This is a genomic window from Holophagales bacterium, from assembly GCA_016699405.1.
Classification (GTDB): domain Bacteria; phylum Acidobacteriota; class Thermoanaerobaculia; order Multivoradales; family JAGPDF01; genus JAAYLR01.
On record CP064972.1, the window covers coordinates 521,260 to 536,217 of the forward strand.

General features: G+C 71.5%; 12 protein-coding genes. 2 read left to right on the forward strand and 10 right to left on the reverse strand.

The genetic code is table 11. From position 1 onward, the window contains the following. Positions 1-47: 47 nt before the first annotated feature. A complete protein-coding gene (locus tag IPJ17_02255) occupies positions 48-1,397 on the reverse strand; it encodes a porin (GenBank protein QQR74437.1) in 1,350 nt (449 codons plus the stop codon). Further along, positions 1,394-3,037 carry a protein kinase gene (locus IPJ17_02260; GenBank protein QQR74438.1) on the reverse strand — a complete coding sequence of 548 codons (1,644 nt, stop codon included), beginning with the start codon at positions 3,035-3,037 and terminating at the stop codon, positions 1,394-1,396. Before IPJ17_02260 ends, IPJ17_02255 begins: the two co-directional genes overlap by 4 nt. A 197-nt stretch (positions 3,038-3,234) precedes the next feature. Between IPJ17_02260 and IPJ17_02265 the strand changes: the two genes are divergently transcribed. Further along, positions 3,235-4,332 carry a hypothetical protein gene (locus tag IPJ17_02265; GenBank protein QQR74439.1) on the forward strand — a complete coding sequence of 366 codons (1,098 nt, stop codon included), beginning with the start codon at positions 3,235-3,237 and terminating at the stop codon, positions 4,330-4,332. 9 nt (positions 4,333-4,341) lie between these two features. Here the strand turns inward: IPJ17_02265 and bstA are convergent, their stop codons facing one another. The 7 genes from bstA to IPJ17_02300 all read right to left on the reverse strand — a co-directional run bounded on the left by bstA (position 4,342) and on the right by IPJ17_02300 (position 13,217). Beyond that, positions 4,342-4,875 carry a bacillithiol transferase BstA gene (gene bstA / locus IPJ17_02270; GenBank protein QQR74440.1) on the reverse strand — a complete coding sequence of 178 codons (534 nt, stop codon included), beginning with the start codon at positions 4,873-4,875 and terminating at the stop codon, positions 4,342-4,344. A 46-nt stretch (positions 4,876-4,921) separates the two neighbouring features. Then, positions 4,922-5,710, reverse strand: a complete 789-nt coding sequence (locus tag IPJ17_02275; GenBank protein QQR74441.1) for an RMD1 family protein — start codon at positions 5,708-5,710, stop codon at positions 4,922-4,924. A gap of 95 nt (positions 5,711-5,805) precedes the next feature. Beyond that, complete coding sequence (locus IPJ17_02280; GenBank protein ID QQR74442.1) at positions 5,806-6,837, reverse strand: glycosyltransferase; 1,032 nt, start codon at positions 6,835-6,837, stop codon at positions 5,806-5,808. 23 nt (positions 6,838-6,860) lie between these two features. Continuing rightward, a complete protein-coding gene (locus IPJ17_02285) occupies positions 6,861-8,666 on the reverse strand; it encodes an anion permease (protein QQR74443.1) in 1,806 nt (601 codons plus the stop codon). 123 nt (positions 8,667-8,789) lie between these two features. Continuing rightward, a complete protein-coding gene (locus IPJ17_02290) occupies positions 8,790-10,556 on the reverse strand; it encodes an IPTL-CTERM sorting domain-containing protein (protein ID QQR74444.1) in 1,767 nt (588 codons plus the stop codon). A 245-nt stretch (positions 10,557-10,801) separates the two neighbouring features. Then, the gene (locus IPJ17_02295; protein ID QQR74445.1) at positions 10,802-11,872 is read right to left on the reverse strand and encodes a LamG domain-containing protein; all 1,071 of its coding nucleotides are present in this window, start codon (positions 11,870-11,872) and stop codon (positions 10,802-10,804) included. Positions 11,873-12,011: 139 nt separating this feature from the next. Further along, positions 12,012-13,217, reverse strand: a complete 1,206-nt coding sequence (locus IPJ17_02300; protein ID QQR74446.1) for an aminotransferase class V-fold PLP-dependent enzyme — start codon at positions 13,215-13,217, stop codon at positions 12,012-12,014. Positions 13,218-13,346: 129 nt separating this feature from the next. Here IPJ17_02300 and IPJ17_02305 point away from each other — a divergent pair, with 129 nt between their 5' ends. Continuing rightward, entirely contained in the window at positions 13,347-14,195 is an 849-nt protein-coding gene (locus IPJ17_02305; protein ID QQR74447.1) for an SDR family NAD(P)-dependent oxidoreductase, read from the forward strand. 4 nt (positions 14,196-14,199) lie between these two features. Here the strand turns inward: IPJ17_02305 and IPJ17_02310 are convergent, their stop codons facing one another. Continuing rightward, entirely contained in the window at positions 14,200-14,955 is a 756-nt protein-coding gene (locus tag IPJ17_02310) for a CehA/McbA family metallohydrolase (GenBank protein QQR74448.1), read from the reverse strand. Between the last annotated feature and the right edge of the window lie 3 nt (positions 14,956-14,958).

A 14,958-nucleotide genomic window follows, 5' to 3' on the forward strand; every position in this document is an offset into this window, starting at 1 on the left:
GCCCGGGTTTCGACTCGCCTCCGGCGCGGTCGACTCGCCGGCAGGGTTCAGAAGATGAAACCGATCGACACCAGGAGGGCATCCTCCTCGCCGTAGACGAGCGCGCGCGCCGGCGCGCGCCGCCACTCGCGATCGACCTTCAGCACCCACGCATGGGCCGGTCGATAGTTCAGGCCGAGCGTCCAGCGGCTCTCGCGATTCGTCTCCCAGCGCTCCGCCAACGGTCCCGTCAGGTCGATCCGATCGTACTGCCCGACGAGCGAGAGCCGGGCTTCCGGGAAGAGCTTGCCGTGAGCGCCGCGGCGCACGAGCTGGTTGCCCACATCCACGGACGCCCGCACGTACCAGCCGGCGAGGTCCGCCGTTCGACCCCCGGGCTGGCGCGCCGCGAAGCGGTCGTACTCGCCCGTGAGACGCAACGGACCGCTGGCGACCTGCGCATCCACCGCCCAGCCCGAGAGCGGCAGCCGTCCCGCGTCGTCGTAGCGACCGCGATAGCCGCTCAGTCCCAGCTCGAACCCGGCGCCCCGCTTCCAGGCGACGCGGCCGGCGAGCGCCTTGTCGTTGTTGTTGTCGGCGCCGAACGGCTGGCGCGCCGCGCGCGTGCCGAGCGCCGTCACGTCGGCATCGAGACCCGCGACGACCACGGTGTCGTAGCGCATCGACCATTCGCCACCCAGGAGCACCGAGCCCGACAGGCCGAGCCCGTTGTCCGTCCAGTCCGAAGGCGCCACCGCGTAGGAGACGAGCGGCTTCGAGATGACGTCGCGGCTCGGCGCATAGTGATCGACGTTGACGTTGCCGAAGGGCACGAGCAGCGCGCCGGCGCGCAGGCTCGCCCAGCTCGCCAGGCGATAGCTCGCCCAGGCCTGTTCGAGCAGGACCTCGCCTCCCCGCTCCCCGCCGACGGCCGCCGCTCGCTCGAACTCGACCTCGGCGAACAGGCTCAGACGGGGATGCGGTTGGGAGGACAGCACGAGCTCGAACGACTCAGCGTCGAAGGTCGAATCGGCACGGGTCGTGTCCTCGGCAACGAAAGCCCCATAGGTCGTCAGGTGGATCGCCCGCCCTTCGGACTGCTGAAGCGCCTCGAGCGTCTCGGCGTCACCGGCCTGCGCCTCGGCGACGGCGCCGAGCCGGGACTCGACGTTCGCCAGGACGCTTCCCAGCCGGCCGAGATTCGCCTCCGCGGCGGCGAGCCGCGCCTCGAGAGCCGCCGACCCCGCCGCCCGGATGGCGGCGAGCTCGGCCGCGAGCGCCGCGAGGTCGCGACGCAAGGCCTGCACCTCGGCGGCCAGGGCATCCTTCTCCGGATCGGGCTTCGCCGGCGCCACGGCCGCGACGGCCGTCGTCGCCAGCAGGAGGCCGGCCAGAAGGAGACAGGACAGCGTTCTCATAGGTCCACCTCGAAGGAGAGCTGATTGCTGGTGGCACCGGACGCGTCGATCAGCAGGAACGAGTAGGTTCCGATCGGCGCGTCCTCCTCGACGAGCAGCGAGAGCACGAGCTCGGAGGAGGAGGCCGGTGACGTCCGCAGCAGGCGGATCTGCGACACGGCGCGACCGCCGTGCCGAAAGCTCGGCACCCACGAGGATCCCAGGCCCTCGCCACGGACCCGCATCGTCGCCGCGTCGCCGCGTCGCAATGTGCTCGGCGTGATGGCGAGCAGACGGGGTACGATCCGGACCTCGGGCACCAACGGGATGGCGGTCGGCGTCGGTTCGGTGGCGACGACCGCGGACGGCGCCGGCGCCGGGAGGAGCGGGAACGGGGCGCTCTCGGCCGGCCGCTCCTGGGTGACAGCGCTCGCCCCAGGGGCCGGCGGTGCGACGACCGTGGTTCCCGGCTCGTCCCGGCCCGAGGTCCGAGACGGGTGGCCCGCTCCCCCGGACTCCGGCTCCTCGAGGCGCGGCGCGGCGTGCTCCGTCGTCCTCGGTCGCTGCGCCTCGGCGGGCAGCGGGGTCGCCGTCGGCTGCGCCCGGGTCGCCGGTTCGAGCCTCGGTGACGAAGCACCGCTCGACTCGACCGCCGGGACCGTCGCTGGATCGATCCGTGGTGCGACCGGTCCGCTCCCACCCGGCCGATCCGGCCACCCCAGCCACACAACGAGGGCGAGCACCGCCACGGCCGTGCCGGCAAGACCGATCCGCCAGGTCGGCGGCCGACTCGGCGGAGGCGTCGCCTCGAGGCGCCGCGTCGGTGCCGCGTGGGTCGCCACCGGCCGAGGGAGCGCCGCCGAATCGGCCGGGGCCTCCAGGGCGGCGAGCAGCGGCTCGACGCCGGCCGGACGCGCCGCCGGCTCCTTGGCGAGGCACGCCATGATCGCCGCGGCAACCTCGGGGCTCGCGCCGCAATCGGCGGCCAGAGGAGGCGGCTCGACCTCGACGACGCGGCGCAGGCACGCGGCGACCGTGTCGGCACGAAACGGATTGCGCCCGCCGAAGATCTCGTAGGCGACCAGGCCGAGCGAGTAGAGATCCGAGCGAACCGAGAAGCTCTCGCCGGCGAGCAGCTCCGGGGCGAGGTATTCGGGCGTCCCCAGCACGATCCCGGTCGCGGTGTGCCGCGTGTCACCGCTCCGCGCGATGCCGAAATCGAGGAGCTTGGCCTCGCCGTCCGGGCGCACCAGAACGTTCGAGGGCTTGAGGTCGCGGTGGAGGACCCCGCGTTCGTGCCCATAGGCCACGGCCCGACAGAGGCCGGCGATGACGCGGCGGCGGGCTCCCGGAGGACGATCCCCGGCAGAGGCGAGGAGCCAGTGGTCGAGCTGCTCGCCCTCGACCAACTCCATGACCAGATAGGGAAGCTCGCCGACGAATCCGAAATCGTGCAACAGGACGATGTTGGGATGGGAGAGCGCGCCGATCGTGCGCGCCTCCTGCAGGAAGCGCTCGGGCCCCTCGTCGACCTGCGGACGCATCACCTTGATCGCCACGCGGCGCGCGATGTACGGGTCCTCGGCGAGATAGACCGCCCCCATCGCTCCTCGGCCGAGCTCGCCCAGCACGCGGTACTTGCCGATCTCGGTCAACGCCACGTCACCAGCTCCCGTTTCCCCCGACCCGCCCCCAGGGCAGACGAACGATGTTCTCACGACCCGCGCGACCGTCGCATCCGCGCGGATCCGGCGCCCCGCCGCGGGCGCCGCGATAGTCTGGACCGGAGATCGCTCGTGCCTCCCCGACCTCACTGCCGCGCCGCCCGCTCCTCCTCCCTTCCGGAGGAGGCCGCCGCGTGAGCACCGCTCGCCTCGCCGCCTTCGTCTCGCCGCACGGCTTCGGACACGCGGCCCGCACCTGCGCCGTCATCGAGGCACTGGCGCGACGACAGCCGTCGCTCGAAGTGGACCTCTACACCACCGTCCCCGAGTGGTTCTTCACCGAGTCGATCTCCGTGCCGTTCGCGCGCTTCCCGCTGGCCTGCGACGTCGGGCTCGCGCAGCGCAGCGCCCTCGACGAGGATCCCGGGGCGACGGCCTCGGCACTCGAGCGGCTCTGGCCACCGGCACCCGCGCTCCTCGCGGAGCTGGCGACCCAGCTGCGGCGCCGCAGCACGCGGCTCGTGCTCTGCGACATGGCGGCGCTCGGCGTGGCGGCGGCACGTCACGCCGGGTTGCCGGCAGCCCTGGTCGAGAATTTCACCTGGAGCTTCATCTACCACGGCTACCGCGACGAGGAGCCGCGTCTCGCGGGGTTCAGCGCCGCCTTCGACGCCGAGCTGGCGACCGCGGCTTGGCGATTCCGCGTCGAGCCCTCCTGCGGCGAAGGGGCGGGGGTAGCCGTTCCACCCGTCGCCCGCCAGGCGCGCGCCACGCGGGAGGCGGTCCGGGCGCGGCTCGGCGTCGCACCCGATCGGCCGATGGTGCTCGTCAGCATGGGCGGCATCCCGTGGAGCTTCGCGGCCGACTCGCTCGCTGCCGCCCGCACGACGGCGCCAGGAGCTTCCCCGCTCTTCGTCGTTCCCGGTGGTGCCGACGTGGAGCGTCGCGACGGCGACCTGTTGCTCCTCCCCCACCACTCGCCGATCCATCATCCCGACCTGGTCGCCGCCGCGGACGCCCTGGTCGGCAAGCTGGGCTATTCGACGGTGGCGGAGGCCGCACGCGCCGGGACACGCTTCGCCTACCTGCCGCGTCCGCGCTTTCGCGAATCGCCGGTGCTCGCGGCCTGGCTCTCGGCGCGGCTGCCGACCGTGGAGCTCCCCCCGACCGCCCTGGCCGACGGGAGCTGGGCGGCTCCGCTCGCCGACCTACTCGCCCGAGGCGCCGGTCAGCCCACGCTGGCCGACGGCGCCGAGACGATCGCCGCCGCGCTCGCTGCCACCTTCGAGTGATCTTGCGGTTCAGCGCCAGCCGAGCCGGCCGGCAAGCTCGGTGACGTGCGCCACGTGGTGGCGCCCGTGCCAGGCGTAGAGGGCGATCAGCCGATCGAGGGACATCGGCCCGCGCTCGGGATGGCGCAGCGAGCGCGCGAAGGCACCTTCCGGTTGCGCGCGGAGGCAGGCCACCCAACGCTCGTGAAGGGCCGCGAGGAGCACGAGCGAGGGCTCCACCGGGGCCGACCGCGCGTCCGCGAGCTCGGCCCAGAGCTTCTCGTCGTAGACCCGGATCGTCGGCTCCTCTTCGGTGAGCGCCAGTCGGGTGCGACAGTAGGCGTTCAGGTGGCTGTCGGCGAGGTGGTGCACGACCTGCCGCACCGTCCAACCGCCGTCGCGGTAGGGCGTGTCGAGCTGCGCGGAGGAGAGCCCGTCGACCGCAGCGCGGATCTCCGCGGGGTGTGCCGCGAGGGCGTCGATCGCCGCGCCGCGGGTGGCGGCGTCGATCGGTTCCGGCGGAGCGAAGCGGCCGATGGGATAACGCGGATCCGGGACATTCATCGTCGATCTCCAGGGCGAGGTCGTGGACGTCGAGAGCGAGCGACCGCTACATCAGGCGCATCAGCCCGAGGACGATCTCGAGCACGATGAGCAGGACGATCGCCACCTCGAGCAGCTCGAGCCGGCGATCACGGGTCGCGTCGAGCAGCAGCTCGAGGGATTCCTGCACGGCGCGCAACTTGATCTCCAGCGCGTCGAAACGGTCGCCGAGGTCGAACTCGTCGCGCAGGTCGGCGTAGATGCGGTCCATCGCCGGGTCGTCCCAGACGGCGTCGGGCTTGTCGAGCAGGTGGAGCACGGTGAGCACCTCGCTCCGCGTGCCGACCGCCTCGCCGATGAAGCGGTGCAACGGCCGCATGCGCAGCGGCACGCGGCCGTCCCGTTCGAGCCCGGCGACGAGCTCGCCGGTGCGGGCGAAGAGCTGGTCGACGATCCGCTCGTAGTACTCCATCGCCGCGCTCTGGGCGACGATCAGCGCGACGACGCCGGCGCGCTCGACGCTCAGCGTGTCGAGCTCGAGCGCCCCGGCGGCCACGGCGATGCGCGCCTCCGGCGAGACACGGACGGCGAAGTCCTCGCGCACCACGTCGCTGCCGCGCCCGCGCCGTGCCACCGGCAGTCGCGCCAGCACCGCGTCGCGCGTGTCGCGGCTGGCGTCGGCGAAGGCGACCGCGCCGAACGGGTAGAAGAAGGCCGTGCCGCCGCCGTCGAGATCGAGGCGCAGGCCCTCGACCGCGCTGCAGGCGGCCGGGAAGAGCCTGGCGATGTCGCGCAAGGCGAAATCGTCGGCGAAAGCGACCGCGTCGAAACGGTGGGTCGCGATGTCGGAGCTCATGGGAGAAGCCTACCCGACTCCGCGCTCGCCCCCGCGACCGCCGTACCGGAGGGAGATCGAGCGAAGCAAACGGCTCTCGACGGGCGCCCTCGCGGTCAGTCGCCCCCGAGCTTCGCCCAGGTCTCGGCGGCAAACTCACGCATCGGCAGCCATCGTTCGAAGAGGTCGTTGCGCCGGAGGTGGTCGAAGGCGGACTCGAAGCGGCCCGACCCGCCCTCCTGGTCGACGAGCGACTGCACGAAGTCGACGAACCGCCGTCGATCGCGCGCCAGGCGCGCCAGGGCCCGGGCCCGCACCCACTCGCGCGGCAGCCCGAGTCGCTGCATCGCCGCGACGCCGTCGCGCACCGCCTCCGCTTCCGGCGGCACGAGTCGCCAGCTCGCCTCATCGAAGTGGTGGTCGCGCCCTCCACGACACGGAGTGGCGACGATCGGCAGGCCGGCGAGCTGGTACTCCATGGCGACGCGCATCGCCCCTTCGCGCGGCGAGAGGCAGAGGCCGACCGCCGAGCGCGCGTAGGCCTGGTTGACCTCCGCCGGGGTCAGCCGCTGGCAGCCCTGCTCGGTGAGCCGGTTGAGGAGGCGCGCCTGCGGGGCCAACCGGACGAGCGCTTGCCACGCCGCGTGGAACGCCTCGACGCTCTGTTCGCCGGGATCGCGATAGGCGATGAAGGCGACCCGCCCCACGCTCGCCGCGAGCTCGTTGCGCTTCTCCGGTGAGAGCCGTCCGTTGTAGACGGCGTCGAACTCCCGCGGCGCGGCGAGCGGGCGGTAGATCTCTTCACGCAGGAAAAGGTTCTGGTTGTGGGTGTGGGCGGAGAGGCCGAGCGCCCGGAGCGTCGCGGTCTCCTCGTCGATGTTGCAGATCCATTCGAAGCGGTGCTGGGGATGGGCGGCGACGAACGGCAGGGCGTCGTCGGCAAGCTCGCGGGCGTCGGCCTCGTCGGCGACACTCCCCTTGGCGATCAGCAGGAAGACGAGCCGGCGGCGGCGGAAGAGCGGAGCGAGCACCGAAGCGCTGCCGAAGCGAAAGAGGCGCCCGGTCCAGCCGAGGACGATCGGCGGGTCGGCGTGGATCAGGTTGGCGTAGTTGCTGCCCGGGGCGATGGAGGAGAAGTCAGGGGTCACGGGCTTCTCCGAGTCCGGACGAGCTAGAGCTTCCAGAGAAGGGGCAGGGCGAGGAGCACGACGACCAGGCAGACCAGGGTGAGCCCGAGACCGACGCGCAGGAAGTCGCGCGGCGTGTAGCCACCCGGCCCCATCACCAGGACGTTGACCGGATGGGCAACCGGCGTGAGGAAGGCCGTCGAGCAGGCGATCGCCACGACGAGCGCCACGGCCCGCGGGTCGACGCCGAGCGCCGCGGCCGTACTGATGGCGATCGGCGCCGCGACCAGGGCCGCGACCTGCCCACCGACGATCTGGGTCAACGCGGTCGTCGCCAGGAAGAGGGCGGCGACGAGCGGAAGCGGGCCGCTGCCCGCGAGGCCTCCCGAGAGCACCGCCCCGAGATCGCGGGCGAGGCCGGTGGCGACCAGCGCCGTGCCGAGCGGCACGAGTCCGGCGATGATGAGCAAGGTCTTCCACTCGACCGCGCGGTAGACGTCGTCCATGCCGAGGCAGCCGAGCAGCACCATCGCCGCCGCTCCGGCGAGCATCGCCTCGCTCGCCGCGAGAACGCCGAACGCCGACAGGGCGAGCAGCGCGACAGTCAGCAGGGCCGCGAGCCAGCGGGTCCGCCGGCGACTCTCGTCGCGGCGTGGGGGGGCCTGGAGGACGATGAAGTCGGCGTCGCCGGCGAGAAGGCGCGCCTGCTCCTCGGTGCCGACCATCAGCAAGGCATCGCCCGGACGCAGCGGAAAGTCGCCGACGTCGGTGCGGAAGCTGCGCCCCTCGCGCCAGAGGGCAAGCGCCGTGAGACCGAACTTGCTGCGGAACGAGAGCTCCTTGAGCGTCCGACCGAGGGCACCGGAGCGCGGCGCGACCAGCGCTTCGGTCAGGCGCACCGGCAAGCCGCGCGCCGAGAGCCCCCGCGGGTCGCCCTCGCGGCCGATTACCGCTCCGTCGAGCTCGAGCTGTCGCACTCGCTCTTCGCGCCCGAGGACGAGCAGGATGTCGCCGCCTTCGAGCCGCTCGGCAGGCTCCGGCGTCAGGCGCGCTTCGCGGTCGCGGACGATCGCCAGCACGGTGACTCCCAGCCGCGTGCCGATCCCCGAGTCGGCGAGTGGCCGGCCGACCAGCGGTGAGGTCGGCAGCAGGCGCACCTCCCACAGACGCTCGGCGAGCTGGTAGGTCGCCATGAGATCGGCCCGGGCGAGCGCCGACCCGGCGAGCGACCGCCGGTTCGGCAGCAGGCGCATCCCCAGGGTGAGCAGGTAGAGCCCGCCGGCGAGCGTCAGCAACGCGCCGAGCGGCAGGAAGTCGAGTAGCGAGAGCGGCCGCTGCCCCTGGGCGATGAGGCTGCCGTTGACGATCAGGTTGGCCGTGGTGAGCAGCGTCGCCATGCCGCCGAGCAGCGTGCCGAAGGCGAGCGGCATGAGGACGCGCGACTCCCGCACGCCGGCACCGCGCGCCGCCCCGACCGCCGCCGGCAGCAAGACGGCGACCACCGCAATGTTGTTCATCCCCAGCGAGAGGAGGGCCGAGGCGGCGAAGAAGACCAGCGCCATCCGCCGTTCGTTGCCACCGCTCAGGCGCTCGAGCGAACGGGCGAGACGCTCGACGACGCCGGTCCGTTCGAGCGCTCCGGTGATGACGAAGAGCGCCGCGATCGTCACCACCGCCGGATTGCTGAAGCCGGCGAGGATCTGCGGCAGCGGCACGATGCGCGCCAGCGCCATCGCCGCGAGCACCGAGAGCGCCACGAGGTCGGCACGGACGCGGCTCGCCAGCAGCGCGAGGACGGCGCCGGTGAGGATGGCGAGCAGGGCGAGCTCGTTGCCGGAAAGGTGAGGCATCAGGGCGTCCGGAGAGAAACGCTAGCAGACTGCGCCGCGGGCACCTGCCTGGCCCTCTCGGCGAAAAGCAACGGGCCCCCTCTCCGCAGAGAAGGGGCCCGGGGAACAGCGTTCGACTCGTCGTCAGGCGCGGCGACGGCGCAGGCTGAAGAACGCTGCGCCGGCGAGCAGGAGCGCCAGCGCTGCAAGCCCGGCCGCGTCGAGCGTCGGGATCTCGAGGACGCTCTGCTGGACGGTGATTGTTGCCTGCCCGGCGTTGTTCGTCGAGACCGGATCGGACTGGTTCGCCGTCACCGTCGCGGTGTTGATCAGGACGCCGGCGCCGGCGGTGGTCGTCGCCACGTGGCAGGTGGCCGAGCCGGGGAAGGCCAGATTCCCGATGTTCCAGGTGAGCGTCGGCGAAGCGAAGCTCGCACCGCAGTCGTTGCTCACGTAGGCAAGACCGGCGGGCAGCGTGTCGGTGACCGTCACGCCGGTGGCCGGACCCGGGCCGAGGTTCGTCGCGGTGAGCGTGAAGGTCACGGGATCGCCCACGTTCAGGTTGCCGGCGGCATCGGAGGTCTTGGTGAGCCCGAGATCGGCATTCGGCGGCGTGCAGGTGGCAGTGGTCAGGGCGAGCGACCACGAATCGAGGCTGCCGCCGTCGCCGGCCAGGTCGTCGGACACGGTGATCGTCCAGGTTCCGTTCGGATCTTCACCGATGAACGCACCGAGCGGCTCTTCGGGCGCGAGCGGCGAAGCCAGCGTGAGATTCACGTAGGCGTGGTCGGTGACCATCCCGTTGTTGGTGGTGTAGGGAACCTGGCCTCCCGGATTGGCATCGTCGTCCCACACCGTGCCGTTGAAGACGTTGTCGTTGCCAGCGCCGTTGTCGGTGGTGAGGGTGACGATCGTCCCCGCCGGCGACTGGATCGTGACGTCCAGATCCGCCGCGAACGTATGGGTGATGAAGGTCGTGACGTTCGCGTCGAGCAAGTAGGTCCCGGCGCCGCTCACGTTGATCGTCGAAGTGATCACCGCGGGACCCGTCGGAATCGCCGTCGGCGTGCTGTTCGAGGCGCTCGTCGTCGCCGTGGCCGGCGTCTGATCGAGCGTCGTCACGGCGAGCGCCCAGGAGTCGAGGCTGCCGCCGTCGCCGGCGAGGTCGTCGGACACGGTGATCGTCCAGGTCCCGTTCGGGTCTTCGCCGACGAAGGCGGCGAGCGGCTCTTCGGGCGAGAGCGGCGAGGCCAACGTGAGATTCACGTAGGCGTGGTCGGTGACCACGCCATTGTTGGTGGTGTACGGAACCTGGCCGGAAGGATTGGCGTCGTCGTCCCACAGCGTGCCGTTGAAGACGTTGTCGTTGCCGGCGCCGTTGTCGGTCGTGAGCGTCACGATCGTGCCGGCCGGCGACTGGATGGTCACGTCGAGGTCGGCCGCGAAGGTGTGCGTGATGTTGGTCGTGAGATCGATGTCGGAAAGGAAGGTGCCGACGCCGCTGACGACGATCGTCGAGGTGACCACGGCCGGCCCGGTCGGAATCGCCGTCGGCGTCGTGTTGGCGAAATTGGTCGTCGCGGCATTGCAGAACGTCGGTGCAGGCGGTGCGGTGTTCACGGCCTGCGGCGCCGTCGCCTGGCCACCGCCGACGACGCCGAGGTGACCCGGATCGTCACCACCCAGCGACCGGCTGAGCTCGCGGTAGCGGCTATCGGCCGTCGCGTACTGCGCCGCCGCCGTCGCGTTCGATGCGACGTCCGGCTTGATCGCCTTCATCTGCGCGGCGAGAGCCAGCATCTCGCTGTAAGCCGCATTCTTGTCGGGGGCAGCGCCCCAGAGGGCCACGGGCTGCGTGGAAACGACCAGAGCGAGCGCAAGCGCGACGCGTGCGGCGGAAGTAGATCTCATGACATCGGCCCCCCCGATTTGCACGCCCCCACCCTCCGGGGAGGGGGCGAAAACTATGGTTCTCGAATTGCGGCGCAACCTAGCAGCCTCGCCGGCGTTCGTCAATCGGCGACGAATCTCGGACTGTGACTATCCAGTATTGCCGCGCCCGAAGAGGGAATCTGCGGGTAAGGAAAGGGCCCGGAGCGACGCCGGGCCCAGGACTGCACACCGCACTCACGTCCGCCAAGACAGCGGAGGAGGCCTCAAGGACAGGTCGCCAACGCGCTGACGTCGGTCACCGCGGGCGCCGGCGGCCCCGGGTAGTTGAAGTACACCTTGTTGACCCCCGCCCGGATGTCGAAGACCTCGAGGCGGTAGTAGACGTTGGTCGTGGCGGCGGTGAAGACCCACCAACGGTCGTTGAGCCCGCAGCCGTTGAGGACCTTGACCATGACCTCCCAGTTGTTCGGACCGAAGAACCAGAAGAGGCCGGACTCCTCGGTCGTGAGAGGCGCCACCTGGCCGGTGCCGAGCGTCCCGCCTGGCGGGTCGGTGCGCCAGCGGACGGAAACGGCGTGCCGGTCATTGAGACAGAGCGAGGTCGCCGACCCGCTCCCGCAGTTCGCGGCCACCGGGAAGGTCATCGCCGGGAGTGAACCGACGCGGGCGCCGTCGTAGGGGCCGACGACATCGGCCGGCCCGCCCGCCGCCCAGACGGCGACCAGCCCGGTCTGGGCCGTCGTGATCGGCACGTTGATGTTGGCGCGAATCTGGTCGACCGTCCGGGCGACGTTCCAGAGCCGGATCTCGTTGATCGACCCGTTCGGGTAGTTGTTCGCGTAGTTCACGTCGCTGCCGATCCGCACCGGCTGCGTGTTCGTCGTCGGCGGCGAAGCCTCGGGCCACTCGCCCACCTGCTCGCCGTTGATGTAGTGACGCCGTACCGAGCCGTTCCACGTCACCGCGAAGTGGTTCCAGCCACCCGCGAGCGAGCCGCCGTCATGGAACGAACCGGATCCGCGCAGATAGGAACGCAGCGTCGTGCCACAGATCCCGACCCACCAGGCGGTGGTGTAGCCCTTGCCGATGATGTTGCTGCAACCGCCCGGATCGGTCACGTTGACCCAGCCCTCGATGGTGATCCCCGAGGTCGGGTTCAGGGCTGCGTTGTGCGGGATTTCGATATAGCCCACCGTCGCGCGGTTGTAGACGTTCCACATGCCGAACGGCTGGGCGTTCGCCTGCGCAGCGAACAGGGTGGACAGGGCGAGCACCGCGAACAGGATCCCCAGTCCGCGACCTCGAAGGAGAGACGAGAAGCCTCTTCGGTTCATGAGAACCTCCTCAGGTTTCGAGAAACGAGTCGACTGCCACCCATGGTAGCCCAGCCCACCGGAACGGGAAGAGTCCACGAGGACAGGTCCTCTATCTCAAGACACGCGACAGCGCGCTCCACGAGGCCACGCAGGGGGCTCAGCGCCCCAGCGCTTCGGTCAGGCGCTCCCCGAGACGCTCGAACTGGGGAAGGTCGTTGTAGAGCTGGGCCGACACTCGGACGAGCAGACGTCCGGATCCGGGAGCCGGCGCGACGAAGCTCTCGATCCCTCTCGCACGGAGCCAGCCCATCAGCCCCGGACCGTCGAGCGGCTCACCGGGAGCGCCGGGTCGCGCGGCCGGAAGGGGAACCGTCGCCAGGGTGGCGATCATCGACGCCGGCGCCGGCAGCTCGACGCCAAGCCGCTCGGCCAAACGGTCGCGGGCCGCCAGGGCCAGCGAGCGATTGCGACGCGTCAGCTCGTCCCACCCGCCGGGGAGGAGCGAGCCGAGGAGGCGCAGGCACGCCGGGATGCAGAGCGCCGGCGTCGGGTCGAGCGTCCCGGTCCAGTCGAACTCCTCACGGAAGCGCGGCTCCGCCGCGTCCGGCTCGTAGCCGTGGCTGACCACCAACGGGTGGAGCCCCGGACGCCGATCGGCACGGACATGGAGGAAGGCGGCGCCCTTCGGGGCGCAGAGCCACTTGTGGGCGTTGCCGGTGTAGTAGGAGGCCCCGAGCGCCGACAGGGAGATCGCGAGGCTCCCGGGAGCGTGCGCTCCGTCGACCATCACTGCGATGCCGCGCGCTTCCAGACGCCCGACCAGCCGCTCCACGGGAAGAACGACCCCGGTGGCGCTCGTCAGGTGATCCAACAGTGCCAGGCGCGTGCGCGGGGTGATGGCCGCCTCGACGGCCGCCACGACCTGCTCGGGATCGGCGAGCGGAAACGGAATCGCTGCGACGACGACCCGGGCGCCGGCGCGCCGCGCCGCCCGTTCGAGGACCTTACGGCAGGCGCCGTAGGCATGATCGGTGGTGAGCAGCTCGTCACCGCCGGCCAGGTCGAGGGAGCCGACGACCGTCGCCACGCCGGCCGTGGCGTTCGGGACGAACGCGAGCTCGTCGGCCGGGCAGCCGAGAAAGGCGCCGAGGGCCGTGCGCACCTCGGCGAGCCGATCCGGAAGCTGGCGCCAGAGAAAGTCCATCGGCTCGCGCTCGAGCTCCTCGCGCAGGCTCTGCTGCAACGCCAGGATCGGCCGCGGACAGGCGCCGAACGAGCCGTGGTTGAGGTAGGCGACGGCGGGATCGAGGCCCCAGAGGCCGACGACGGAACGGGGTGGGGAGAAATCGGGCGCGGGCTCCATGGCGGGACCCTACCCCACGCCGCGGCGTGCCACTGCCCCCCCGCGTCGCCTCGGCGATAATCGGACCGCGTCCGAGCCCTTCGACCGACCCGCTCGCTGCCGGCCACGGGAACCTCGGCGCCACGAACCATGACCGCGCACGAATTCCGCCGCGCTCCCCTCGTCCTGGTCACCGGTGCCAGCGACGGCATCGGGCGCGAGACGGCTCACCAGCTCCGAGCCACGGGCGCCGAGGTCATCGTCCACGGCCGCGAGACGAACCGGGTGGCCGCGGCCGCGACGGCGGTGCGCACCGCCGGCGCCGGAGGGGAGGTCCACGAGCTGGTCGGCGACCTCGCCTCGCTCGCCGCCGTGCGCCGGCTCGCCGACCAGGTCTTCGAGCGCTTCGGCCGGCTCGACGCGTTGATCAACAACGCCGGCGTCTACATGCGGAGCCGCGAGCTCACCGGCGACGGATTCGAGCGCACCTTTGCGGTCAACCACCTCGCCCCGTTCCTCCTCACCCATCTCCTGCTGCCGCTCCTCGAGGAGAGCACCGACGGTCGTGTCGTCAACGTCGCCTCGGTGGCCCACCAGAACGCGCGGCTCGACTGGGACAACCTGCAGGGCGAGCACGAGTTCTCGGCCTATGGCGCCTATGCGCTCTCCAAGCTCGGCAACGTGCTCTTCACCGTCGAGCTGGCGCGGCGCCTCGGCCATCGGGTGGCGGTCAACTGCCTGCACCCCGGAGTGATCTCGACCAAGCTCCTGCGGCAGGGGTTCGGCATCCAGGGACCCGACCGGATCGAGGACGGCGCCGCCGTCGCGGTTCGTCTGGCGCTCGCCCCGGACCTCGCCCCGACGACCGGACGCTACTTCCTGTCCGGCCGCCCCGCCGCGGCAAGTCTCCTCGCCGCCGACCCGCGCGTCGCCGGACGGTTCTACGAGCTCTCGTGCGCGCTCGTCGACCTGCCGGGACTGCCGCGGCCGGCGGCCTGATCCCTCAGAGGAAGTGCAGCGTGATCCCGCGCTCGCGCAAGACCCGCGCGAGACGCCGGCGGTCGCGCAGATAGCCCGCCAGGTGCCAGGTCCAGGCGGTGCCGTACGGTCGGGTCCGGCCCGTGACGATGGCATGGCGCAGATCGGCTGCGGTGTTGCCCGGGAAGAGCGTCCCGGTCCGTCCGACGACGGAGAGGAAGTGACCGTCCGAGCCGCCGACCTCGGGGAGGCGCTGCCCGAATCGGCGATTGAAGAGGCGGGTGAAGCTGTTCCCGCCGATCTCGGTCGGGTTGGAGTTGCGCACCTCGACGGCGTCGAAGGGGACGGTGCGGATCGTCGTCCCGACCCCCTTGAGCCCCAGCAGGCGCAGCGCGAAGGTGAACGGGTGAGCGGCGACGGCGACGGCGCCCTGCTCGTGGATCGCCGCCACGGTGTCCGCGGCGCTCAAGCCACGCGGCACGTCACGCTCCATCCAGAGGCCGAGGATGTGACCGTCGCGCGACGAGATCTCGACGCCGGGGACGATCTCCAGTTGCTCGGCAAGCTCCGGGAAGCGCTCGAGGTAATCACGCGCCACGAAGGAACCCGCCATCGTGTCGTGGTCGGTGATGGCGATGACCCGCAGCCGGTCCTCCGCCGCCACCAGGTTGATCAGCATCTCCGGCGAGCACATGCCGTCGGAGTAGACCGTGTGGAGGTGGAGATCGGCGCGGCTCCAGGCGCGGTCGGCGGGGCTCCCGGCTTGCGTGGCCTCGATCATCTC

Coding starts and splice junctions, on each gene's coding strand:
- IPJ17_02290 (QQR74444.1), bottom strand. CDS start 10,556: ATGAGATCTACTTCCGCCGCACGCGTCGCGCTTGCGCTCGCTCTGGTC.
- bstA (QQR74440.1), bottom strand. CDS start 4,875: ATGAATGTCCCGGATCCGCGTTATCCCATCGGCCGCTTCGCTCCGCCG.
- IPJ17_02255 (QQR74437.1), bottom strand. CDS start 1,397: ATGAGAACGCTGTCCTGTCTCCTTCTGGCCGGCCTCCTGCTGGCGACG.
- IPJ17_02295 (QQR74445.1), bottom strand. CDS start 11,872: ATGAACCGAAGAGGCTTCTCGTCTCTCCTTCGAGGTCGCGGACTGGGG.
- IPJ17_02310 (QQR74448.1), bottom strand. CDS start 14,955: ATGATCGAGGCCACGCAAGCCGGGAGCCCCGCCGACCGCGCCTGGAGC.
- IPJ17_02300 (QQR74446.1), bottom strand. CDS start 13,217: ATGGAGCCCGCGCCCGATTTCTCCCCACCCCGTTCCGTCGTCGGCCTC.
- IPJ17_02275 (QQR74441.1), bottom strand. CDS start 5,710: ATGAGCTCCGACATCGCGACCCACCGTTTCGACGCGGTCGCTTTCGCC.
- IPJ17_02305 (QQR74447.1), top strand. CDS start 13,347: ATGACCGCGCACGAATTCCGCCGCGCTCCCCTCGTCCTGGTCACCGGT.
- IPJ17_02285 (QQR74443.1), bottom strand. CDS start 8,666: ATGCCTCACCTTTCCGGCAACGAGCTCGCCCTGCTCGCCATCCTCACC.